Origin of the sequence: Sulfitobacter sp. 1A13353 (genome assembly GCF_043557255.1) — a bacterium.
Taxonomy (GTDB): Bacteria; Pseudomonadota; Alphaproteobacteria; order Rhodobacterales; family Rhodobacteraceae; genus Sulfitobacter; species Sulfitobacter faviae.
The window spans coordinates 158,845-180,607 of the sequence record NZ_JBIFFS010000001.1 but is presented as its reverse complement, the minus strand read 5'-3'; the positions used below and the strand labels follow the sequence as shown (position 1 = coordinate 180,607).

Annotated in this window: 23 protein-coding genes; 16 read left to right on the top strand and 7 right to left on the bottom strand. The window is 63.7% G+C overall.

All coding sequences use genetic code 11. From position 1 onward, the window contains the following. Positions 1 to 28: 28 nt before the first annotated feature. The 3 genes from ACGYLO_RS00900 to leuD form a co-directional block, all read right to left on the bottom strand. Positions 29 to 1,135: an endonuclease/exonuclease/phosphatase family protein gene (locus tag ACGYLO_RS00900; RefSeq protein ID WP_331618950.1), complete on the bottom strand. Its 1,107-nt coding sequence runs from the start codon at positions 1,133 to 1,135 to the stop codon at positions 29 to 31. Continuing rightward, a complete protein-coding gene (locus tag ACGYLO_RS00895; RefSeq protein ID WP_271688770.1) occupies positions 1,018 to 1,848 on the bottom strand; it encodes a hypothetical protein in 831 nt (276 codons plus the stop codon). The genes ACGYLO_RS00900 and ACGYLO_RS00895 overlap by 118 nt, the downstream gene beginning before the upstream one ends. Positions 1,849 to 2,125: 277 nt before the next feature. Beyond that, positions 2,126 to 2,731 carry a 3-isopropylmalate dehydratase small subunit gene (gene leuD / locus ACGYLO_RS00890; RefSeq protein WP_271688771.1) on the bottom strand — a complete coding sequence of 202 codons (606 nt, stop codon included), beginning with the start codon at positions 2,729 to 2,731 and terminating at the stop codon, positions 2,126 to 2,128. An 80-nt stretch (positions 2,732 to 2,811) separates the two neighbouring features. On the opposite strand from leuD, the gene ACGYLO_RS00885 reads away from it, so the two are divergent. After that, positions 2,812 to 3,027, top strand: coding sequence for a DUF2945 domain-containing protein (locus tag ACGYLO_RS00885; protein WP_120349937.1), 216 nt, complete (start codon positions 2,812 to 2,814; stop codon positions 3,025 to 3,027). 38 nt (positions 3,028 to 3,065) lie between these two features. On the opposite strand, the gene leuC is transcribed toward ACGYLO_RS00885, so the two are convergent. Then, positions 3,066 to 4,472: a 3-isopropylmalate dehydratase large subunit gene (gene leuC, locus ACGYLO_RS00880; RefSeq protein WP_271688772.1), complete on the bottom strand. Its 1,407-nt coding sequence runs from the start codon at positions 4,470 to 4,472 to the stop codon at positions 3,066 to 3,068. 256 nt (positions 4,473 to 4,728) lie between these two features. Here leuC and ACGYLO_RS00875 point away from each other — a divergent pair, with 256 nt between their 5' ends. From ACGYLO_RS00875 to rlmH, 3 genes are all read left to right on the top strand, one after another. Beyond that, positions 4,729 to 6,084: a mechanosensitive ion channel family protein gene (locus ACGYLO_RS00875; RefSeq protein ID WP_271688773.1), complete on the top strand. Its 1,356-nt coding sequence runs from the start codon at positions 4,729 to 4,731 to the stop codon at positions 6,082 to 6,084. A gap of 186 nt (positions 6,085 to 6,270) precedes the next feature. Next, positions 6,271 to 6,642, top strand: coding sequence for a ribosome silencing factor (rsfS, locus tag ACGYLO_RS00870; RefSeq protein ID WP_394376335.1), 372 nt, complete (start codon positions 6,271 to 6,273; stop codon positions 6,640 to 6,642). Positions 6,643 to 6,664: 22 nt separating this feature from the next. After that, on the top strand, positions 6,665 to 7,135 hold the full coding sequence (gene rlmH / locus ACGYLO_RS00865; protein ID WP_271688774.1) for a 23S rRNA (pseudouridine(1915)-N(3))-methyltransferase RlmH: 471 nt from the start codon (positions 6,665 to 6,667) through the stop codon (positions 7,133 to 7,135). A gap of 11 nt (positions 7,136 to 7,146) precedes the next feature. On the opposite strand, the gene ACGYLO_RS00860 is transcribed toward rlmH, so the two are convergent. After that, positions 7,147 to 7,503: a hypothetical protein gene (locus tag ACGYLO_RS00860; RefSeq protein WP_271688775.1), complete on the bottom strand. Its 357-nt coding sequence runs from the start codon at positions 7,501 to 7,503 to the stop codon at positions 7,147 to 7,149. Between the two features lie 185 nt (positions 7,504 to 7,688). Here ACGYLO_RS00860 and ACGYLO_RS00855 point away from each other — a divergent pair, with 185 nt between their 5' ends. From ACGYLO_RS00855 to ACGYLO_RS00815, 9 genes are all read left to right on the top strand, one after another. After that, positions 7,689 to 9,140: an FAD-linked oxidase C-terminal domain-containing protein gene (locus ACGYLO_RS00855; protein ID WP_271688776.1), complete on the top strand. Its 1,452-nt coding sequence runs from the start codon at positions 7,689 to 7,691 to the stop codon at positions 9,138 to 9,140. Continuing rightward, entirely contained in the window at positions 9,137 to 10,249 is a 1,113-nt protein-coding gene (locus ACGYLO_RS00850) for an FAD-binding protein (protein WP_271688777.1), read from the top strand. Before ACGYLO_RS00855 ends, ACGYLO_RS00850 begins: the two co-directional genes overlap by 4 nt. Continuing rightward, positions 10,246 to 10,614, top strand: coding sequence for a hypothetical protein (locus ACGYLO_RS00845; protein ID WP_271688778.1), 369 nt, complete (start codon positions 10,246 to 10,248; stop codon positions 10,612 to 10,614). The genes ACGYLO_RS00850 and ACGYLO_RS00845 overlap by 4 nt, the downstream gene beginning before the upstream one ends. Before the next feature lie 13 nt (positions 10,615 to 10,627). Next, a complete protein-coding gene (gene glcF / locus ACGYLO_RS00840) occupies positions 10,628 to 11,956 on the top strand; it encodes a glycolate oxidase subunit GlcF (protein WP_276154388.1) in 1,329 nt (442 codons plus the stop codon). Positions 11,957 to 12,031: 75 nt separating this feature from the next. Then, on the top strand, positions 12,032 to 12,835 hold the full coding sequence (locus ACGYLO_RS00835) for a serine protease (RefSeq protein WP_271689910.1): 804 nt from the start codon (positions 12,032 to 12,034) through the stop codon (positions 12,833 to 12,835). Positions 12,836 to 12,984: 149 nt separating this feature from the next. After that, positions 12,985 to 13,455 carry an Hsp20 family protein gene (locus ACGYLO_RS00830; RefSeq protein WP_067268529.1) on the top strand — a complete coding sequence of 157 codons (471 nt, stop codon included), beginning with the start codon at positions 12,985 to 12,987 and terminating at the stop codon, positions 13,453 to 13,455. Between the two features lie 246 nt (positions 13,456 to 13,701). Next, positions 13,702 to 14,208: a hypothetical protein gene (locus ACGYLO_RS00825; protein ID WP_271688780.1), complete on the top strand. Its 507-nt coding sequence runs from the start codon at positions 13,702 to 13,704 to the stop codon at positions 14,206 to 14,208. 182 nt (positions 14,209 to 14,390) lie between these two features. Further along, positions 14,391 to 15,065: a metal-binding protein ZinT gene (locus ACGYLO_RS00820; RefSeq protein WP_271688781.1), complete on the top strand. Its 675-nt coding sequence runs from the start codon at positions 14,391 to 14,393 to the stop codon at positions 15,063 to 15,065. A gap of 14 nt (positions 15,066 to 15,079) precedes the next feature. Then, a complete protein-coding gene (locus tag ACGYLO_RS00815) occupies positions 15,080 to 15,337 on the top strand; it encodes a DUF6525 family protein (RefSeq protein ID WP_271688782.1) in 258 nt (85 codons plus the stop codon). Positions 15,338 to 15,395: 58 nt separating this feature from the next. Here the strand turns inward: ACGYLO_RS00815 and ACGYLO_RS00810 are convergent, their stop codons facing one another. Then, positions 15,396 to 16,871 carry an NAD-dependent succinate-semialdehyde dehydrogenase gene (locus ACGYLO_RS00810; RefSeq protein ID WP_271688783.1) on the bottom strand — a complete coding sequence of 492 codons (1,476 nt, stop codon included), beginning with the start codon at positions 16,869 to 16,871 and terminating at the stop codon, positions 15,396 to 15,398. Between the two features lie 91 nt (positions 16,872 to 16,962). Between ACGYLO_RS00810 and ACGYLO_RS00805 the strand changes: the two genes are divergently transcribed. The 3 genes from ACGYLO_RS00805 to ACGYLO_RS00795 all read left to right on the top strand — a co-directional run bounded on the left by ACGYLO_RS00805 (position 16,963) and on the right by ACGYLO_RS00795 (position 21,093). After that, positions 16,963 to 17,751, top strand: coding sequence for an alpha/beta hydrolase (locus ACGYLO_RS00805; protein ID WP_271688784.1), 789 nt, complete (start codon positions 16,963 to 16,965; stop codon positions 17,749 to 17,751). Positions 17,752 to 17,879: 128 nt separating this feature from the next. Next, positions 17,880 to 18,509 (top strand): DUF1523 family protein, encoded by a 630-nt coding sequence (locus ACGYLO_RS00800; protein WP_271688785.1) that lies wholly within the window; start codon positions 17,880 to 17,882, stop codon positions 18,507 to 18,509. A 76-nt stretch (positions 18,510 to 18,585) separates the two neighbouring features. Then, positions 18,586 to 21,093 carry a cation:proton antiporter gene (locus ACGYLO_RS00795; RefSeq protein WP_271688786.1) on the top strand — a complete coding sequence of 836 codons (2,508 nt, stop codon included), beginning with the start codon at positions 18,586 to 18,588 and terminating at the stop codon, positions 21,091 to 21,093. 112 nt (positions 21,094 to 21,205) lie between these two features. On the opposite strand, the gene ACGYLO_RS00790 is transcribed toward ACGYLO_RS00795, so the two are convergent. After that, a complete protein-coding gene (locus ACGYLO_RS00790; protein ID WP_271688787.1) occupies positions 21,206 to 21,718 on the bottom strand; it encodes a PepSY domain-containing protein in 513 nt (170 codons plus the stop codon). Between the last annotated feature and the right edge of the window lie 45 nt (positions 21,719 to 21,763).

The following is a 21,763-nucleotide window of genomic DNA, read 5'->3' as shown; positions in this document are numbered from 1 at the left end:
GGGTTCCGGAGGGTCAAGATAGGGGGCGTTAGCGGGTGAGGTCGACCCAGACGAGGGCATGGCGGCTCGCGCTCTCACCCTCTGGCCAGATGAGGCCAGCGTCACTGACTTCCCAGTGGCGGGAGGGTAGGATGTAGTCGACCCGCATCGGGCCGGTTTGGGGCCAGTTGACCGTGGGGCGGTGCGGCAGGGGGGCTTGCAGCGCGGGATGGGAGAGGAGGGCGGCAATGGCTTCGCCGCGCCCGTCGCCGCGCTGCGGGTCGAGATTGGCGTCGCCCAGCAGGACGAAGGGGAGTGTCGGGGGCGTTCCGATCTTTCCGGCGAGGTGGTGGAGCCAGAAGATGGTTTCGTCATGGTTGCGGCGGCCATTGCGGTCTTCGGGGCCGTCGAAGACCGGCGGGGTGGCGTGGTATGTCAGTAGCGTGACGGGGCCCTCCGGGGTTTGGATCGGCAGGGACCAGTGGCCGTTGGAGGAGAGGCGCTGTGTGGCGTGGGCTTCGGCGCCCGCGAAGGGGGTGCCGTCGATCATCGGGTATAGTGTATCGGGGAGGTCGCGCCAGAGGAGGGTGCTGAAATCTTGGAACCCGCCCTCTTGGATCGGGTGGCGTGAGAGGATCGCCATGGCGCCTTGGCCGAAGAAACGGCCATAGCCTTGGGCGTCACGGGGGGTGCCGAGCTTGCCGTCACCGTCGAGGTCGACCCCGCTTTGGCGGCCTGCATTGGGCGGCGCGGCGAAGCGGTGGGGGTAGGGCGCGCCCGCGGCGGTGAGCTCATCAGCGAGGGCATTGAGGGCGGCCTGTTCGAGATCGTAGTCGATGCCTTGTAGCGCGATGATATCGGGATCGGCGCTGGCGATGGTTTCGATCACGGAGGTGACGGCGGGGTCGTCCCCGCGCAGGATGTCGCGCAGGAGCAGGCCTGGCCCTTTGCGCGACAATTCTGTGTTGAAGGTGGCGATGCGCAGCGGTTCGGCCTGCGCGGTGCCGGTCAGCAGGAGCAGCGCCAGCAGGAGGCGGATCAGGCGGCCTGCATATGCGCTTCGGCGTAGGCGCGGCGGCGTTTGTCGTGGATCATCTCGGCCACCCGCCCCATGGCGATGCCGCGCATGATCATACTGGCCGGAAGGAATGCCCATGCGCTTATTGTCCAGATCATGGTTTGATGATTGCTCAGTGAGATCGGATCTAGCAGATCGGCGGTGGCCTTGACCACTGCGGGGATGAAGAAGGGCAGAAGGAAGCCAAGCGCGATGTTGATCCGCGCGTCCCGTTGCAGCCGGTAGAGCACATCGCCCCCAGCGGTGGGGTCGAAAAGTGGCAGGTTCACCCAGACGTTGAAAGCGCCTTGGCGCGCGGGCCAGCCCATAACGCGCACCAGCACCACGAAGGTCGCCAATGCGATGAGCGAGACCAGATAGGCCAGACCCGCCGCTGTGCGGATCAGGTTGACCGCCTCGAGAGGGGCGTCGGCGGGCATCATCAGTACCACAAGACGCACCGGGGAATAGGGGAAATCAAGCGCATTGCCCAGTATCGTGCCAAGCGCGGTGAGCGCGCCGGTCAGCAGGGTGGGGGCCGTTTGGCCCCGCGCGATAAGCGACAACACGAGGATCGTGAAGAGCAGACTGATGAAGCGCAGCCGATTGAAAGGCGGCGCGTCGCGAAACTCGACGATGCCGGGCTGGCGGGCGTTGTATTCCATGAAGGTCAGGATCGCCGCGATACAGGCGAGCAGCACGGTGATCTGGCTGGATTCCGCATCAGCCCCCGGCAAGAGAAGCGCCGGGATGGCAATCAATAGCGCCACCAATAGGCCACGCGTCGCCGCGCCTGTCATTCGTCCGATCACTGCTCTGCCCTTTCAAACTGGCCAGCCGCGATACGATGCCGCGTGCTTGTTCCAACTTGATGCCCCCGGCTGATGGGGTGTGCCTCATTCTGGTCCAATTTTTGCCTTCTTTCCGCACATGCCTCAAGGCTCCGCGGAGAGAAGAGCAGGATACTGGGGTATTTTGAGGGAGGGGGTGGTGCCTTCTTGCATCAATTCCGTGGCGGTTTGATGGCAGGCGGCAACATCTTGTGGGCGCGCGGTTTGCGCCCACAAGTTTGATCATGCAGGCCGGGCGTTAGACCCAAGGGCGGCTTTGGCCCAGCGAATCCTCATAGCTGTCAATCGCGGCACCTTTTTCGAGCGTGAGGCCGATGTCGTCCAGCCCGTTGAGAAGGCAGTGCTTTTTGAAGGCGTCCACTTCGAAGGGGAATGTCTCACCATCTGAAGTGGTCACGGTCTGGCCTTCCAGATCGATGGTCATTCGCGCGTTCGATCCCTTTTCGGCGTCTTTCATCAGCACGTCGACCTGCTCTTGCGGCAGGGCGATTGGCAGGATGCCGTTCTTGAAGCAGTTGTTGTAAAAGATGTCGGCAAAGCTGGGTGCGATGACGCAGCGGATGCCGAAATCGAGGATCGCCCAAGGCGCATGTTCGCGCGAGGAGCCGCAGCCAAAGTTGTCGCCTGCCACGAGGATCTGCGCGTCGCGATATTGCGGTTGGTTCAGCACGAAATCGGGAATTTCGTTGCCTTCGCGGTCATAGCGCATTTCGTCGAACAGGTTCACGCCAAGGCCGGAGCGTTTGATCGTCTTGAGAAAGACCTTGGGGATGATCATGTCGGTGTCGATGTTCACCAGCGGCATGGGAGCCGCGGTGCCGGTGATTTCTGTAAACTTATCCATCGGGGTATCCTTCGGAGAGTGCGGGAACCGCGCCGGCTGACGGCGCGTTCTAGGCAAATGGTATATCAGGAGGGCATGGCATGTCGTACCAAACCGGCACGAAGGTGGAATGGGACTGGGGCAATGGCACCGGGACCGGCAAGATCGTCAAGAAATACACGCAGAAGATCACGCTGAAGCTGCAGGGCAGCGAGGTGACCCGCAAGGCGAGCGATGACGAACCGGCCTATAAGATCGAACAGGACGACGGCAGCGAAGTCCTGAAGTCCGGCAGCGAGCTGCGCAAGGCTAACTGAGCCCCGCGCAACGCGCCCGGTATCCGTGCCCCGGTCGCTCACGCCAGTTCGCGCAGGTCGGTCAGGTGACCGGTGAGTGCGGCGGCGGCGGCCATGCCGGGTGACACGAGATGCGTGCGGCCCTTATAGCCCTGACGCCCCTCGAAGTTGCGGTTCGACGTGGCCGCGCAGCGTTCGCCGGGGGCAAGCTGGTCGGGGTTCATCGCCAGACACATGGAGCAGCCCGCCAGACGCCATTCGAAACCGGCCTCGCGGAAGATATCCGCCAGCCCTTCCTCCTCGGCCTGTGCCCGGACGAGGCCGGAGCCCGGCACCACCATGGCGCGCAGTCCGTCCTTGATCTTCTTGCCCTTCAGCACTTCGGCAGCGGCGCGCAGGTCTTCGATGCGGCCGTTGGTGCAGGAGCCGATGAAGACGGTGTCGATCTTGATATCGGTGAGCTTTTGGCCCGGTTTCAGGTCCATATACTCCAGCGCACGTTTCACCGCGTCGACCTTGCCGCCCTTGAAGTCTTCGGGCGAGGGGACCGTCGCGTCGATCGGCAGCACGTCTTCGGGCGAGGTGCCCCATGTGACGACCGGTGCGATGTCTTCGCCCTTGAGCGTCACGACCTTGTCCCAATGGGCGTCCTCGTCAGAGAAGAGGGTTTTCCACCAGTCCATCGCCGCTTCCCACTGCGCACCTTTCGGAGCGTGGGGGCGGCCTTTGCAATACTCAAAGGTCTTCTCGTCCGGCGCGATGAGGCCGGCGCGGGCGCCGCCTTCGATCGCCATGTTGCAGACGGTCATGCGGCCTTCCATCGACAGGTCGCGGATCGCCTCGCCGCAATATTCGATGACATAGCCGGTGCCGCCCGCGGTGCCGGTGGCACCGATGACGGAAAGGGTGATGTCCTTGGCCGTGACGCCGGGGCGCAGCTTGCCGGTGATCTCGACCTTCATGTTCTTGCCCTTGCGCTGGATCAGCGTTTGGGTGGCAAGGACATGTTCGACCTCGGACGTGCCGATGCCGTGGGCCAGCGCGCCGAAAGCGCCGTGGGTGGCGGTGTGGCTGTCGCCGCAGACCACGGTCATGCCGGGCAGGGTCCAGCCCTGCTCGGGGCCAACGATATGCACGATGCCTTGGCGCACGTCCGAGACGGGGTAGTAGTGCACGCCGAATTCCCGCGCGTTCTTGTCGAGGGCGGAGACCTGAATGCGGCTGTCTTCGGTCATCGCCTCGGGGTCTTCGCGGCCCTCGGTGGTGGGCACGTTGTGATCCGGCACGGCGATGGTCTTGTCCGGTGCGCGCACCGTGCGGCCCGACATGCGCAGCCCTTCAAAGGCCTGTGGGCTGGTCACTTCGTGGACGAGGTGACGGTCGATATAAAGCAAGCAAGTGCCGTCATCGGCTTCGTGGACGACATGAGCGTCCCAGATTTTATCGTAAAGCGTCTTGGGGGACATGATGGTCCTCTCCCGTGGTTTGGAATGGCTATGGGTGTGGCTGAGAGGGGCGGCTTATAGTCGGGCTAGAACGCTATGCGTCGCGCCGAAAAAGCGTTCGCGCAGACGCGCACGGTCGCAAAGGTCAAACACCAGTATCATGGGGCAAGGGATATAGCGCCTTGGCGAGTCTCGCAAGGTGGCATCGCCGTGTGACAAACTTGCCCTATACTAGTGCCTGTGCAACCGTGATCTTCCCTAGCCACAAAGGCCGTCCATGATCCCCGAATCCCACCCTTTTTCGAACTTCCTGCTGTCGCTACAGGCTTTGTTCGACGGGGTGCTTGGCTTTGGGGAAAGCATCCTCAGCCCCGGCTGGCGGCAAAACCAAATACTGATCCTGCTGGCCTTGGTGGCGTTGGCGTGGGTGTTGCACCGGGTCACCGGCGTGATGTTGCAAAACTGGGTCCGCTCCCGCGAGGGCTGGTCCAAGTGGCAGTTGCGCGTGGTGGTGCAGGTCAAGCGGCGCTTGGGGTTGATCTGGTTCGCTTTGCTGGCGGGGCTGCTTTATCAGGTGATGCAGAACGTGACTTGGCCGTCGCGGTCGTACCTCATCGGTTTGGCAGCGACGCTGGCGGCGATCTATGTGGGCATCGCTTTCGCCGCGCGTCTGGTGCGCAACCGACCCTTGCGCCGCATGGTGACATGGGGGCTGTGGATCTATGCCACGCTCTACATGTTGAACGTCGCCGATGATGTGGCTTTGTTTCTGGACGGGGTCGCGCTGACTGTGGGCGAATTCCGCCTTTCGGTGCTGACCATTATGACCGCGCTGGTGGTTGTCGGTGCGCTTTTGACCATGGCGCGGCTGGTCAGCACGACCACCGCCGCGACGATCCGCAAGAACGAAGACATCAGCCCCTCCATGCAGGTGCTGGCCGTGAAGGGGGTGCAAATCCTGCTCTACGGGCTCGCGTTCTTCATCGGTGTGCGGGCGGTGGGGATTGACCTGACCGGGCTTGCGGTACTGTCGGGCGCAATCGGTGTGGGCCTTGGTTTCGGTCTGCAAAAGGTGGTGTCGAACCTCGTCTCTGGCGTGATCATTCTGCTCGACAAGTCGATCAAGCCCGGCGATGTGATCAGTCTGGGAGAGACCTTTGGCTGGATCCAAACGCTCGGCGCGCGCTATGCGTCTGTGGTGACGCGGGATGGCAAGGAATACCTGATCCCGAACGAAGATCTGATCACCGGGCAGGTGGTGAACTGGTCGCATTCCAATGACTTTGTGCGGCTCGATATCTATTTCGGCACGGCCTATTCCGACGATCCGCATCTGGTGCGCAAACTGGCGGTGGAGGCGGCCAAGGGCGTCGACCGGGTGCTGAGCTACAAGGCGCCGGTCTGCCATATTGTGGGCTTTGGCGATTCGTCGGTGGATTACATCCTGCGCTTCTGGATCAAGGATCCGACCGGCGGGCTGACCAACATTCGCGGCAATGTCTATCTGGCGCTTTGGGATGCGTTCAAGGAACACGGCATCTCCATCCCCTTCCCGCAGCGCGAGGTAAAAGTCATCGAAGACAGTCAACTGGCCCTGTCGCGCGCCGCGGCATCGCGGGATATGCCTGAGTGAGCGGGGATTTGCGCCGTGGTTAACGCTATGGCTACGCGATCCATTGAAAAATAAACCCCGGGTCGCTAAATTGGGGCTGCTCGGCACCGGGGCAAGCGTTCAGCATTGATGGTGCTATTTACGAAGGAGGACAATGTCCTGTCTCTTAACGTTGACGCAGCGCAGGCTGCTGACCATGGGGCTGCAATGACTGCCGCCTCGCAAATCGCAACCAGCGACGACCTGCTGGCGCTTATCCTTTCCTCGCTGAATGACGACAAGGCCGAAGATATCGTGCAGATCGATCTGCGCGGCAAGACGGCCATCGGCGACTATATGGTGATCTGCTCGGGCCGCTCCACGCGGCAGGTTTCGGCGATCTCGGAAAAGCTGGCGCAGGCCGTCAAAGACGCCACCGGACGCACGTCCAAGATGGAAGGCCGCGAAACCGGCGACTGGGTCTTGATCGACACAGGCGACGTTGTCGTGCATGTCTTCCGGCCCCAAGTGCGTGAATTCTACCAGCTTGAAAAGATGTGGCTGGGCGGCGACGACGCGGCCACAGCGGCACCTCACTGATCCCGCTTTGCGGGCCTAGGTCATGCGGGTTCACATCTGTGCCATGGGCCGGCTTCGCGCCGGTCCGGAAAAATCCCTTGTCGATGATTATCTGACCCGGTTCGACCGGACCGGGCGCGGTCTGGGCCTTGGCCCCGCGCGCGTGGTCGAGATGGAAGACAAGAAGAACGGCGGCATGGCCGCCGAAGCCGTGCTGCTACGGCGCGCGATCCCCCAAGGGGCGGTGATCTGCGTGCTAGATGAACGCGGCAAGGTCGAAACCTCCCCCGCATTTGCCGAACGGCTTGGCAATTGGCGTGACGCCGGGCGGGGGGATTTGGCCTTTGTCATCGGCGGGGCCGATGGCATCGACCCCAGCCTGCGGGCTAAGGCGGATCATGCCCTCTCTTTTGGCAAGATGGTCTGGCCGCATATGCTGGTGCGGGTCATGCTGGCCGAACAGCTTTACCGCGCCGCCGCGATCCTCTCGGGCGGGCCTTACCACCGGGTCTGAAAGGGCGTAGGTCAGGGCAGCGGGATCGTCACCAATTCCGAAGACCAGCCGCTGACGCTGTCGCGCGCCTGAATGCTGACCTCCGTCATCCCCTCGGGGATGCGCACGCCCGAAAGCGAGCGGGTGAAGGGCTGCTCTTTCACATGCGGATGTGCCAGATTGCGGGTGCCCAAGGGTTTCCCATCGGGCCCCAGAATGCGCCAAGCGTCGGCATAGTGGTCCCAGCCACTGTCGTTGTGCCGAATGGTGACGTCAAACTTCCACAAGTCGCCCTGTCGATCGACCGTGACATTCAGAATGGCGGGCGGATCGGCGAAACCCGGCGCGGCAAAGGCCAAAAAGGCGAGAATGAGGCTACGTTTGAACATGGGACACCAATAAAACAACGAACTGAATATAGCGCATTTCGGAAAGGTTCCAAGGTAGGCGGAAGTTGGGCCCGGTGCAATTCACCCTGAAGCCGCAATTTAGTGGTGCAATTGCACCAGGCGCGCGGCAAACTGGCCAAACCCGCGCCATAGGCTCTATGCTGCGGGCCAGAGGAGGGACCGCAATGCAGATGCCAACACCCGATGCCGGGATCATTGCGCGCAAGGCGCGTGTCGTGGCGCGGCTGCGTGCGGCGCTGCCCCGCGATGCCGTGATCGACGATGCGCATGAGACCCGCGCCTATGAATGCGACGCGCTGACGGCCTATAAATGCCCCCCCTTGGCCGTGACCCTGCCTGCCAGCTCCGAAGAAGTCTCGTCAATTCTGGCGATCTGCCATGAGGAGGGCGTGCCGGTGGTGCCGCGCGGCTCGGGCACCTCGCTTGCCGGAGGGGCCTTGCCCACTGCCGATAGCGTGGTGCTGGGGGTGGCGCGCATGGCCGAGGTGCTTGAGGTCGATTACGACAACCGGCTTATGCGCGTGCAGACCGGGCGCACCAACCTCAGCGTCACCGGCGCGGTGGAGGAAGACGGCTTTTTTTACGCGCCTGACCCTTCCAGCCAGTTGGCCTGTGCCATCGCGGGCAATATCGCGATGAACTCGGGCGGGGCGCATTGCCTGAAATACGGGGTCACCACCAACAACCTCTTGGGCGTCACCATGGTGATGATGGACGGCGAAGTGGTCGAGATCGGCGGCGGCTATATGGACGCGGCTGGGCTGGACCTTTTGGGCGTGATCTGCGGCTCCGAGGGGCAGTTGGGCGTGGTGACCGAAGCCACGCTGCGCATCCTGCCCAAACCTGAAGGCGCGCGGCCCGTGCTCATGGGCTTCGACGACAACGCCGTCGCCGGGGCCTGTGTCAGCGACATCATCAAGGCGGGTGTGCTGCCCGTGGCAATCGAATTCATGGACCGCCCCTGCATCGAGGCGACGGAGGCTTTTGCCCATGCGGGGTACCCGATGTGCGAGGCGCTGCTGATTGTCGAGGTCGAAGGCTCGGATGCCGAGATCGACCACCAATTGGCCCTGATCACCGAGATTGCCCGCCGTCACAACCCGGTGGAACTGCGCGAAAGCACCAGCGCCGAGGAAAGCGCCGCGATCTGGCTGGGGCGCAAGTCCGCCTTTGGCGCGATGGGGCAGATCAATGACTACATGTGCCTCGATGGCACCATCCCGGTGAATGAGCTGCCCATGGTGCTGCGCCGCATCGGTGAGATGTCCGATGACTATGGGCTCAAGGTCGGCAATGTTTTTCACGCGGGCGACGGCAATATGCATCCGTTGATCCTGTTTGACGCCAACAAACCCGGCGATTTGGAGAAATGCGAGGCCTTTGGCGCCGACATCCTGCGGCTCTGCGTCGAAGCGGGCGGTTGCCTGACCGGGGAGCATGGGGTTGGGATCGAGAAGCGCGATCTGATGCATGAGCAATACGCCCCCGCTGATCTAGAGGCGCAATTGATGGTGAAGGATGTCTTTGACCCGGCATGGCTGTTGAACCCGGCCAAGGTCTTCCCCCTCGACGTGACGAAAGGGCGGCGCGGCAGCGGCGCGTCGGTGGCGGCGTGACGGTGACTTCCGAGGCGGAACTGGCCGAGACGATCGGTGGCGCAGATGCGCCCCTTTCCCTGCGTGGCGGCGATACGCGCGGCATGGCAGGGCCGGGTGCGGCACTGTCGCTTGCCGGTCTGCGGGGGATCACCCTTTACGAGCCGGGCGCGCTGACGCTGGTCGCGCAGGCGGGCACGCCGGTCTCCGAGATCGAGGCCGCTTTGGCCGTCGAGGGGCAGCGGCTTGCCTTTGAGCCGATGGACCATCGCGCCCTTATGGGCCGCAGCGGCACGCCGACCATCGGCGGGGTCTTTGCCGCAAATGTCAGCGGCCCGCGGCGGCTTGCCGTTGGGGCCGCGCGGGATTTCCTGTTGGGGGTGCGGTTCGTCGATGGGCAGGGGGCCATCATCAAGAATGGGGGCCGGGTGATGAAGAACGTCACCGGCTATGATCTGGTCAAGCTCATGGCCGGGTCGCAGGGCACCTTGGGCGCGCTGACCGAAGTCTCGCTGAAGGTGCTGCCGAAACCCGAAACCAGCGCGACGCTTGTGCTGTCCGGGCTGAACGACCCCGCCGCCATCGCCGCGATGGCGCAGGCCATGCGCAGCCCCTTCGAGGTGACCGGCGCGGCCCATGACCCGGCGCAGGGCCGAACGGTCCTGCGGTTGGAGGGGTTCGAGACCTCGGTCAGCTACCGGATCGGGCGGCTGAAGGATCTGCTCGCCGCCACGGGGGGCGAGATTGAGGTGCTTGCAGAAGGTAGCTCAGAGACCCTCTGGCAGGGTTTGCGAGATGTGGCACCTTTCCATGGGGCGGCGGGCGATGTCTGGCGCCTGCATTGCCGCCCGACCGAGGCTCCGGCGCTTGCGGCAAAGGCCGGGGCGGAGGCGCGGCTCTATGATTGGGCCGGGGGGCTGCTATGGCTGCGCATGGCCCCCGGCACGGACCTGCGCGCGCGCTTGGGGCGGTATGACGGCCACGCGACCTTGTTGCGGGCCGAGGCGGCGGGGGCGCTGCCCCGACAGGAACCCGAAGCGCCGGGGGTGGCGCGGTTGACGGCGGGGCTCAGGGCCAAGTTCGACCCCCGTGGCCTGTTCAACGCCGAAGCCTTGGCCCGCAGCGCATGACTTTGGTGCTGGTCTTCCTCATCGTCTTTCTGATCGGCCCGTTTCTGTTCAAGGCGCTGATTGCCGTGCCGCCTTCGCTTAGGGTCATCCGCGCCTTGGCGGCGATGGTGCTGGTGACCTTTCTCATCGCGCTTGCCCTGCGCTATGGTCTGCTGCGCTATTGGGGTGACAGCGCTTGGCTGTTGGGGGCCATCGCCTTGGCGCTCTGGGCCGCTTGGATCGGGGTGATTGCGCTGGTGGTCCAAGCCCTGCGCCGGGCCGATCCGCGCCCGGCAATGCGCCGGTGGAGCGGGGTTTTGGGAGCCGTGGGCACGACGGTGCCGTGGTTCGGCCTCGTCCTCGCCAATCTGATGCGCAGCACATAGGAACGGAGCCGCCATGCAAACCACCTTCACCCCTGAGCAGTTGCAGGATCCTGATACGCAGCGCAGCAATGAGATTCTGCGCGCCTGTGTGCACTGCGGCTTCTGCACGGCGACCTGCCCGACCTATCAGGTCTTGGGCGATGAGTTGGACAGCCCGCGCGGTCGCATCTACCTGATCAAGGACATGCTGGAGAACGACCGCGACCCGGACCCGAAAACGGTTCAGCATATCGACCGCTGCCTGTCTTGCCTCGCCTGTATGACGACCTGCCCCTCGGGGGTGCATTACATGCATCTGGTCGATCACGCCCGCGCCTATATCGAAGAACGCTACAAGCGCCCCATGGGCGAACGCGCCCTGCGCTGGATGCTTGCGCGGATTCTGCCCTATCCCACACGTTTTCGGCTGGCGCTGCTTGGGGCCAAGATCGGGCGGCCCTTTGCCCGGCTGATGCCCGACGCGCGGCTGCGCGCCATGCTGGAAATGGCGCCCAAGACGGTCCCCCCGGTCAGCCGCAACGACGACCCGCAGAGCTTTCCCGCCCATGGCAAGCCGCTGCGCCGGGTGGCCCTGATGACCGGCTGCGCCCAAAAGGCGCTGAACACCGATATCAACGACGCCACGATCCGGCTGCTGACCCGCGCGGGCTGTGAGGTGGTGGTGGCCCAAGGGGCGGGCTGTTGCGGCGCGCTGACCCATCACATGGGCAAGACCGATGAGAGCCACGCCCACGCCGCCCGCAACATCCGCGCATGGCGGGCCGAGATGGACGGCGAGGGGCTGGATGCCATTGTGATCAACACCTCGGGCTGCGGCACCACGGTCAAGGACTACGGCCATATGTTCCGCAATGGCCCGCTGGCAGAGGATGCGGCACGGGTTTCGGCCCTTGCAAAAGATGTGACGGAACTGCTGGCAGAGCTGGAGCTGCCCTTCGCCGAACCGGCAGCGCCGGGCATGGTCGTCGCCTATCACGCGGCCTGCTCGCTGCAACATGGGCAACAGATCAAGGCCGTGCCGAAGACCCTGCTGAAACAGGCGGGATACACGGTGGTGGAACCGGCGGACAGTCACCTCTGCTGCGGCTCGGCGGGCACCTATAACCTGATGCAGCCCGAGATTTCGGCCAAGCTGAAAGAGCGCAAGATCAAGACCTTGGAGGCCAAATCACCGGATGTGATCGCGGCGGGCAATATCGGCTGCATGATGCAGATCGGATCGGGCACCGGGGTGCCGGTGGTGCATAGCGTCGAACTGCTCGATTGGGCCTGCGGTGGGCCAAAACCACCCGCGCTCAGCCGCGATCCCGACGCGCCTGCGCAGGTGCCGCGTTTGCGTTAAGCCTGCGCCGTATTTTCGCCGCAACTCCCCTATATCCGCCAAGGAAACAAGGTTTTGAGGTGCATTTTGCGACAATTGTTGGCGGCTATCTTCGGCGTCTTTACCCTAGCCACGGCGGCGCTGGCCCAAGACAGCGCGCTCAAAGCGCTCGACAACGGTGTAGATGCCGCCGCTTGGGAGGCGGTGGGCCGTCTCGACATCGGCGGGACCGGCTTTTGCACCGGCACGCTGATCGCCCCGCGTCTGGTGCTGACCGCTGCGCATTGCCTGTTTGACCGCGAAACCAAGGCCCGGATCGACCATGGTGAGGTGCAGTTCCTCGCCGGTTGGCGCAATGGCCGCGCCGGGGCCTACCGCGACATTCGCCGTGCCGTGGTGCATCCCGATTACGTCTACGACGGTGAGGTCTCTTCGGGACGGGTGCGCAATGATCTGGCGCTTCTGGAACTCTCCCGCCCGATCCGCAACACCACCATCCGGCCCTTCGGCACCGCCGCGCGTCCGCGCCCCGGCGACCGTGTCGGCGTGGTCAGCTATGCCCGCGACCGGGCCGAGGCACCATCATTGCAAGAGGTCTGCAAGGTGCTGGCCCAGCAAGAGGGGGTTCTGGTGACCTCCTGCGCGGTCGATTTCGGCTCTAGCGGCGCGCCGATCTTTAGCTTCGTCGCAGGCGAGGCGCATATCGTCTCCGTCGTTTCGGCCAAAGCCGAGGTCGAGGGCGCGCAGGTCTCGCTCGGCACGGCGCTTGGCGCGCCTTTGGCGCTGCTGCAAGCGGAACTGGTGGCTGGCAAGGGCGTGTTTCTGGATTCCAACCCCGCAGGCAAGCGCATCCGCGTTGGCGAAGAGCGCGGCACCGGGGCGAAATTCATCCGCCCGTAATTCTGCGCGGCAGGACTTGAAAGCGCGCAAACCCTTTCCCACATGAGCTTTGCCGAGGTGCCTCAATAGGGCTTCGGCGCTTGAACAACCGGGTCTGTCCAATGGTGGAAGGCCCGATATGTCAATCGCTCACTGATGAGGATGAACACATGCGTAGCTTTGATTTCGCACCCCTTTACCGCTCCAGCGTTGGTTTCGACCAGATCGCCAACATGATGGACCGGGTTCTGACAAACGATGGGGCCACCCCCAGCTATCCCCCCTACAACATCGAAAAGCTCGACAACGATGCCTATCGCATCTCGATTGCCGTCGCCGGTTTCTCGGATAGCGATCTGAGCGTCGAAGTGCGTGAGAAGGCGCTTATCGTTTCGGCCCGCAAGGCGGATGAGGATGAGGCCAAGACCTATCTGCACCGTGGCATCGCCACCCGCGCCTTTGAGCGTCGCTTCCATCTGGCGGACCACGTTCAGGTCATCGGCGCGGCCCATGCCAATGGCATGCTGCATATCGAGCTTGAGCGTCAGGTGCCCGAGGCCCTGAAACCGCGCCAGATCACCATCTCTTCCGAGGTGAAGGCGATCGACAAGGACGTGGTTGACGCCAAATCCGTGAACTAAGCGCGACCGTTCCAGCGCTTTGCGAAGGCCCGCTTTTGGCGGGCCTTTTTTGTGGGCGGTCGCCTCCCAAGCTCGACCCTTTCGTGGGTGAATATCTGCCGAAGCTTGGGGGCGAAAACGGCGGCTTTCTGCTGCGCGGGGGGCGGGGTGAAACCAAGCAAAAGCTGTCGGGTTGAGTGGGGGGCCGGGCAGGCGTGCCCGGACAACAGCGTGCAGAGTACCGTACGCGCAATGAAAGGAAGAACCATGACGACCTATGCAAATTCCCTACGCAAGCTTTCCCTGACCACGGCTGTCGCCGCTCTTATGGCGGCCCCAGTCGCCGCACAGACGCTGGACGCCGGTGTTGGCACCGATGCGACCGCCGATCTGGCGGGCACGGAATTGGACACCACAGCCGGGGCCGAGGCGAATGGCACCCTGACCACCGAAGAGGCCATCGACCAAACCGCGACCTCGGACATTGATACGGATGCCGATATCGCGCTGGATGGCAGCACCGTGGCCGTCGCCTCAGATGATACGGTCATCGGCACCATCTCAAACGCAGAGCCGCAAGCGGACGGTTCCATGCGCTATTCCATTGATCTGGCCGAGGAATTCGCCGCCGATAGCGACCGTGCGGTCGTGCAGATCGACCAAGATGTCGACGCCGATGGCCAGCTGCTCATCGGCATGACGGGCGAAGAATTCGCCGCGGCCCTGTCCCAGCAAGTGAATGCGGACGGCGCGGCGCAGACCCGGACCAACTAAGACGGGTCACCCCAGGGCGGATCTCTCCCCCGCCCGAAAGCCGACAGCATGAAAGTGCTGTCGGCTTTTTCATGTTCGGGCTAGCGGCCATCGGGTTGCAAACTCTCCGGGACAGGGCTACTCCGCGCTAGTTATGATATAACATATCGAATCATGACGCAGGCCAACCTACGGAGAACGACATGCCCCAAACATCCGCATCCCCGCTATTCTTCCTGACGCTCAGCGCGGGCCTTGCCCTTTCGGCCCCGGTCGTGGCCGAGACGAAAGAGGCATCGCATGACCACGATCATTCCCATGCGCATGACCACGCCCACGACCAGAACGACATCTACAAAGGCTACTTCGACGACGCGCAGATCAAGGATAGGCCCCTGTCGGATTGGGCGGGCGACTGGCAATCGGTCTACCCGCTGTTGCAGCAGGGCGCGCTGGACGCGGTGATGCAGCACAAGGCCGAGCACGGCGACAAGACGGCGGCGGAGTACAAGGCCTATTACGAGGTTGGCTATGCCACCGATGTGGACCGCATCACCATCGACGGCAATGCCGTGACCTTCTTCCGGGACGGTGATCCGGTGCAGGGGCGCTATGCCAGCGATGGCTATGAGGTACTTACCTACAAGAAGGGCAACCGCGGCGTGCGCTATGTCTTTGCCAAAGAGGGCGGCGATGCCGAGGCGCCGGAATATATCCAATTCAGCGACCATATCATCGCGCCGCAAAAGGCCGATCACTATCACCTCTACTGGGGCGACGACCGTGCCGAGGTTTTGGAAGAGTTGACCAACTGGCCGACCTATTTCCCCGCCGAGCTGAGCGCGTCTGAGATCGCGGCGGATATGCAGGCGCATTAAGGGCGGCCCGCGGCATGACTGGCAAAAAGCGAAACCTGCGGAGCGGGCTGAAACAGCGGCGGCGTCAGGGGAACCCGATGGCGGCCTTTGACCAACTGCCGCCGCCCCTGCGGGCATGGCTGGCGCAGGCGGCGCTGCCGTGGTCGCCCCGTTCGGCGCATCGGCTGTGGTGTCGGGCGTTGCAGCGTTGCGAAGGTGATGTCGCGCAGGCGGTCTCGCATCTTTCGCGGGCGGAGCGCCGGATGCTGGCACAGGACCGGCTGACGCAATAGCCCGATGCAAAACGGGGCGCGCCATGGCACGCCCCGTTTCTTTAACTTCCGCCGGTGCTTAGACCGACAGGCAGACGTATTTCATCTCAAGATAGTCTTCGATCCCATGGTGCGATCCTTCGCGCCCGAGACCGGATTGCTTGACCCCGCCAAAGGGCGCAAGCTCGGTCGAGATGATGCCGGTGTTGACGCCGACGATGCCATATTCCAGCGCCTCGGCCACCTTGTAGACGCGGCTGAGGTCCTTGGCGTAGAAATAGGAGGCAAGGCCGAAGATCGTGTCGTTCGCCATGGCGATCACGTCGTCCACATCCTCGAACTTGAAGAGCGGCGCGAGGGGGCCGAAGGTCTCTTCCTTGGCGACCTTCATGTCCTGCGTCACGCCGGTCACGATGGTGGGCCCGAAGAAGTTGCCGCCCATATCGTCCTTGGCATTGCCCAGAATGATCTCGGCCCCGTTGTCGACCGCGTCCTTGATATGCTCTTGCACCTTGTCCGAGGCTTCGGGGTTGATGAGCGGGCCAAGGTCGGTGCCCTCTTCAAGGCCGTCGCCCACCTTCATCTGGCTCACGCGCTCCTTCAGCTTGGCCGCGAAGGCGTCATAGACACCCGTCTGCACATAGATCCGGTTCGCGCAGACGCAGGTCTGGCCGTTGTTGCGGAACTTGCACATGATCGCGCCCTCGACCGCCGCATCCAAATCGGCGTCGTCGAAGACGATGAAGGGCGCGTTGCCGCCCAGTTCCATCGAGCATTTCATCACCTGATCCGCGGCCTGTTTCAACAGGATGCGCCCGACCTCCGTGGAGCCGGTGAAGGTGAGCTTGCGCACGGCGGGGTTCTCGCAGAACTCCTTGCCCACGACGGAGGAGGAGGAGGATGGCACCACGTTGAACACGCCCGCCGGGATCCCTGCGCGTTCCGCGAGTACACCCATGACGATGGCCGACAGCGGCGTCTCCGCCGCCGGACGCGCCACAAAGGAACAGCCCGCCGCCAGCGCTGGCGCGGCTTTGCGGGTGATCATCGCGTTGGGGAAGTTCCACGGGGTGATCGAGGCCGCGACGCCGATGGGCTGTTTCATCACCATGATGCGCTTGTCGCGCTGGTGGCCGGGGATCATCTCGCCGTAGACGCGCTTGGCCTCTTCGCCGAAGAATTCAATGAAGGAGGCGCCATAGGCGATCTCGCCCTTGGCTTCGGCCAGCGGCTTGCCCTGTTCGGCGGTGAGGATGGTGCCCAGATCGTCTTGGTTCTCCATCATCAGGTCGAACCATTTGCGCAGCACGGCGGCGCGCTCTTTGCCGGTCCAAGCGGCCCAGTCCTTCTGCGCCTTCTCGGCTTGGGCAATCGCGCCCGCGACCTGCGCGCGGCTGAGGTCGGCGACCTGTGCGATGACATCGCCCCGCGCGGGATTGGTCACGTCAAATGTACCGTCGTCGCCTTCGACCCATTGGCCGCCAATATAGGCGCGGGTTTCAAGCAGGCTGGGGTCTTTCAGCAGTGATTTCAGATCCGTCTTAGCATCAGTCATGTCATCTCTCCGCTATTCTCTATAGCCTCCAAAGCAACAACGAGTATGATTGTCCAGTTAAGTTTGATCAAATCCGGGGTGGGAGACCCAAATGATGCTAGATGACGCCTATGCAAACGCTGCCTATATCGACGGGGCCGACGGCTTTCCGCCCCGCTGGGAAAAGGAGGCAGAGGCATTCCGCGCGTCATTGGGGGCGCGCGCGCAGCTTAACGTGCGCTATGGCCCTTCGGACCGTCAAAAGTTCGACTTTTTCCAGCCCGAGGGCGTGTCGCGCGGCACGGCGGTCTTCGTGCATGGTGGCTATTGGAAGGCTTTCGACAAGAGCTATTGGTCGCATCTGGCCGCCGGTCCGCTGGCGCGGGGCTATGCCGTGGCGGTGCCGTCCTATGACCTTTGCCCCGAGGTGCGCATTTCCGAGATTTCCACCCAGATCGCCGCGGCGCTGACCGAAGTGGCGAACCGCACGCAGGGCACCATCGTGTTGTCGGGCCATTCGGCGGGGGGGCATTTGGTGGCCCGCATGACCGACCCGCTGCTGCTGGGGGCCGAGGTGCGCGACCGGATCACGCGGATCGTGCCGATCTCCCCCGTGGCTGATCTGGCGCCCTTGTTGCAAACCGAAATGAACGACACTTTGCGGCTGGATGAGGCCGAAGCCGCCGCTGAAAGCCCGATCAAGATGACCCCGCCCCATGGTGTGGACGTCACCGTCTGGGTCGGCGCGGCGGAGCGGCCCGCCTTCCTCGAACAGGCCGAGAATTTCGCCCGCAGTTGGGGCGCGAAACATGTGGTGGCCGAGGGCAAGCACCATTTCGACGTGATCGATCCGCTGTCAGAGCCGGACAGCGACCTGACCAAAGCGCTGCTGGGCAGCTAAGGCCCGAATTTTGCGGCAAATGTCCCGCCTTATTGCGCGTAAGGCATTTGCCGCAGCGCCGCGGAAACACTATGTCAGAAGGGCAAAGGCCCCTGTCCGGCCGCGCGACCTAATGGAAAGGGCCGAAGATGAGAATCGTTAAATGGGTGTTCTGGGTGACCGTCTGGGTGCTGGTGGGGGCGTTCTTCCACTATACGCTGCCGCAGACCGATATCGTCCGCGTCACGGACACCTATGAAAAGCGGATCGACTTCGGCAACAATTCGATCTTCTGGTCCGGCTCATCGACCGATAGCGCTGGCCAAGCAGTCAACCGCGATGTTTTTTTCATCCAGACCCGGCGTGCCAAGGGCGATGTCATGGTCTACCGCAACGAAGACACCGGCTGGGGCTGGCCGCCCTATTTCAAGTTCGACACCGCCAACCTTCAGGCCGAGGCAGCCGATGCCCGCAGCACCACCGGCGCGCCGCAGTATTACGCGCTGAAACACTATGGCTGGCGCAGTGAGCTACTGTCGATCTACCCCAATGCCATCTCGCTCCGCCCGGTTGAGGGGCCGGAAGCGAGCAAGGGTATCCCCTTCGTAACCATCATCGTGCTGACCCTCGCCGCGGCGCTGTTCTATGCGATCTGGGTGCGCTGGCGGCGGTTCCGCCGGGCGCGGCTGGACCCCAAGATCGAGGCGATCGAGGATGACATCGCCGCGCGGCGGGGCCGCTTTGCCCGCTGGCGGGCCGAACGTCGCGCGCGGAAATAACCTCACCACGAACTGCAGGCGCTGAGCGGGGCAAGAAACGCCCTGCATTCAGCTAAATTCTGGTATTCCATCCTATATGGACATCATCCTCGTCACCACGGTCATCGCGTCGCTCTTTGTCGTCATCGGCTTGGCCGAGCCCTTGGCCGCGCGATTGCGACTGCCGTTCAGCGTGATCTTGGCGGTCGTCGGCATCCTCATCGGGGCTTCGGCGATCTTTTTCCTGCGCACTGATCTGACGGATGCGTTGAACCCGGTGGCGGCGGCCATTCTGGGGCTGCCGATCCGGTCGAACGTCTTCCTCTATGTCTTCCTGCCGACGCTGCTGTTTCAGGCGACACTGGGGATGAACCTGCGCCGCATGGTCGACGACTGGGTGCCCATTCTGGTGTTGGCGGTCGTGGCCGTGGTGGTGGCGACGGTCAGCATTGGCTACGCGTTGTTCTGGGTCAGTGCGATCCCGCTGGCGGCCTGTCTGCTGATCGGGGCCATCGTCTCGACCACGGACCCCTCGGCGGTGGTCTCGATCTTTCGGTCGATCTCGGCCCCGCGGCGGCTGGCGCGGATCATTGAGGGCGAGAGCCTGCTGAACGACGCCGCTGCCATCGCGCTTTTCGGTCTGTTCATGGGCTATGTCATGCTGGGCATTCCCGACCCGGAACTGGGCAGCGCGCTTGCGCAATTCCCGATGCTGATCGCAGGCGGGGCGCTGGTGGGCTGGCTGGGCGCGCGGATCGCGGTTTGGGTCATGGCGCTGTTTGCGCGGCATGAATTGGCGCAACAGTCGATCTCGGTCGCGCTGCCCTATCTGGCCTATATCGTGGCCGAGCAAAGCGTCGGCGCGTCGGGGGTGATTGCCGTGGTGGCGGCGGGGCTGACGCTGAACCTCACCGCGCCGGGGCGGCTGCCGCCGCAGGCGTTGACCAACCTGCGCGAGCTTTGGGACGTGCTGGCCCATTGGGCGGGGGCGCTGATCTTTATCCTCGCCGCCCTGCTGATCCCGCGGCTGCTTGAGGAAGTCCGGCTGGAGGATTTCTTTCTCATCGCCGTGGTCGTGGTGGCCGCCATTTTCGCCCGCGCGGTGATCCTTTTCGGCCTGCTGCCCCTGTTGACGGCGGCGAAGCTTTCGCCCGCGGTCGAGCGGCCCTACCGGGTGGCGATCCTCTGGGGCGGCTTGCGCGGGGCGGTCACCTTGGCGCTGGCGCTGGCGGTGACGGAAAGCGTGCGGGTGCCGGATGACATTCAGCGGATCGTGGGTATTCTGGCCACCGGCTTCACGCTCTTCACCCTGCTGGCCCAGGGTACGACGCTGCGCTGGATCATCGGGCGGCTGGGGCTGGATCAACTCTCGCCCATCGACCACGCCCTGTCGCGGCAGGTCATCGCCGTGGCCCTGCAGACCGTGCGCGAGGACGTGGCCCAAACGACCGAGAATTACGACCTGAACCGCGACATCGTCCGCTCTGAGGCGAAACGGTTTGGCGAGCGGCTTGAGACAGCGGTCAAGACCGCGGAGGAGGCGACCGATATCCTCGACCGCGACCGCATCGCGCTTGGGCTGATCGCGTTGGCGGGGCATGAGCGTGACACGATCCTTGCGCGGGTGCGCGAGCGGACGATCTCGGCCCGGATGGCCGATCTGGTGCTCTCGGATGCGGACCGGCTAATCGAAGGGGCGCGAACCCAAGGGCGCAGCGGCTATCAACGCGCGGCGCGGCGCAGCGTGGCCTATGGGCGCACTTTTCGCGCGGCGGCAGTGCTGCACGGGCGCTACGGCGTGTCGGGGCCGCTGGCGCGGATGACGGCGGACCGCTTTGAAATGCTGCTGTCGCAACGGTTGATCCTGCGGGATCTGGGCACTTTTATCGATGGCCGCATTCGCCGGATCCATGGGCGGCGGGTGGCCGAATTGCTGCACGACCTGTTGGCGCGCCGCATCGAAGGGATTGAAACCGCGCTGGAGGGGCTGCGCTTGCAGTATCCCGGCTATGCTGAGGAGTTGGAACGGCGTTTCATCCGCCGCACGGCACTGCGTTTGGAAGAGCGCGAATATACATTGATGCGCGAAGACGGTCTGTTTGGGGCCGAGGTCTATACCGCCTTGATGCAGGAACTGGCGACCCGGCGCACCGCGGCAGAGGGGCGGCCGGGCCTTGACCTTGCAGTGCGGCGCGGGGCTTTCATCGAGCAGTTTCCGCTGTTTGCGGATCTGGAGGAGGGCGCGCTCAAACGGCTGAGCCGGGCGCTCAAGACCCGCTATGTCGATATCGGCGACGTGGTTTTGCGCAAGGAAAGCCCCGCGCGCAGCGTGTTTTTCATCGCCTCAGGCGCTGTCGAATTGGAAAGCGCGGGTCAGACTTGGCGTTTGGGGCGGGGGGAGATGTTTGGCCAAATGGCCATCCTGACGAACCGCGTCCGCCGGGTGGATGTGCGCGCCATCGCGCCGACCACGCTTTTGGTTCTGGACGAGGACCGGTTCCGGCGCCTGCTGGAACGAAGCGCGGCCCTGCGCGAGGCGGTGCGTGCCAGTGCGGAGAAGCGCGGGATCGATCCGGTGGATCTGATCTCGGGCGGGCGGGGGTAGCTCGGCGCGTCAAACGTTGGGGGGCGTTTGGGGCGGTGTTGTGCAGGGTATTTGAGAAAGGATGAAGATAGGGGGGTGCGGCCGGTAGAGGCGGCCGCACCTTTGGCTGGGGTTAGTCGTCGGGGGTGATTTCGCCGGTGGTGGCGTCGATCAGTAGTTCGCGTTCGCCGGTGGCGTCGGTCAGTTCGACTTCATAAACCATGCGGTCATCTTCATCGTCGAGCGAGACTTCCTCGATCCGTGTGCCGTCTTGGCCTTCCAGCTCGGTCAGCGCGGTCATCAGCACTTCGCGGGCCGTGCCAGCGACGCGCAACTCGTCCTCTTGGAAGAGGCCGCTGAGGAAGCTTGTGAGTTGCTCTTCGGACTGCTTCATCACATCGCCGGTGGCGGCATTGACGGTGACTTCGTACACGGATTCGCGGCGGACGAGGTCGATCTCATAGACCAGCGCGTCGCCTTCGGTTTCGATTTCGGCTTCCAGCACGCCGCCGTCGATGCTGCTTTGCGCGGATTTGATGGCTTGGGACATGCTGATGCGCTCAGCCTTGGGGGCAGTCTCTTGCGCGAAGAGGGCTGCGGGGGCGAGCAGGAGCGATGTGGCGAGGGCGGTGAGCTTATGTGTCATGGAAAAACCTCTTGCGTTGTGGTGCGTCGGGCCGCGTGGCGGCGT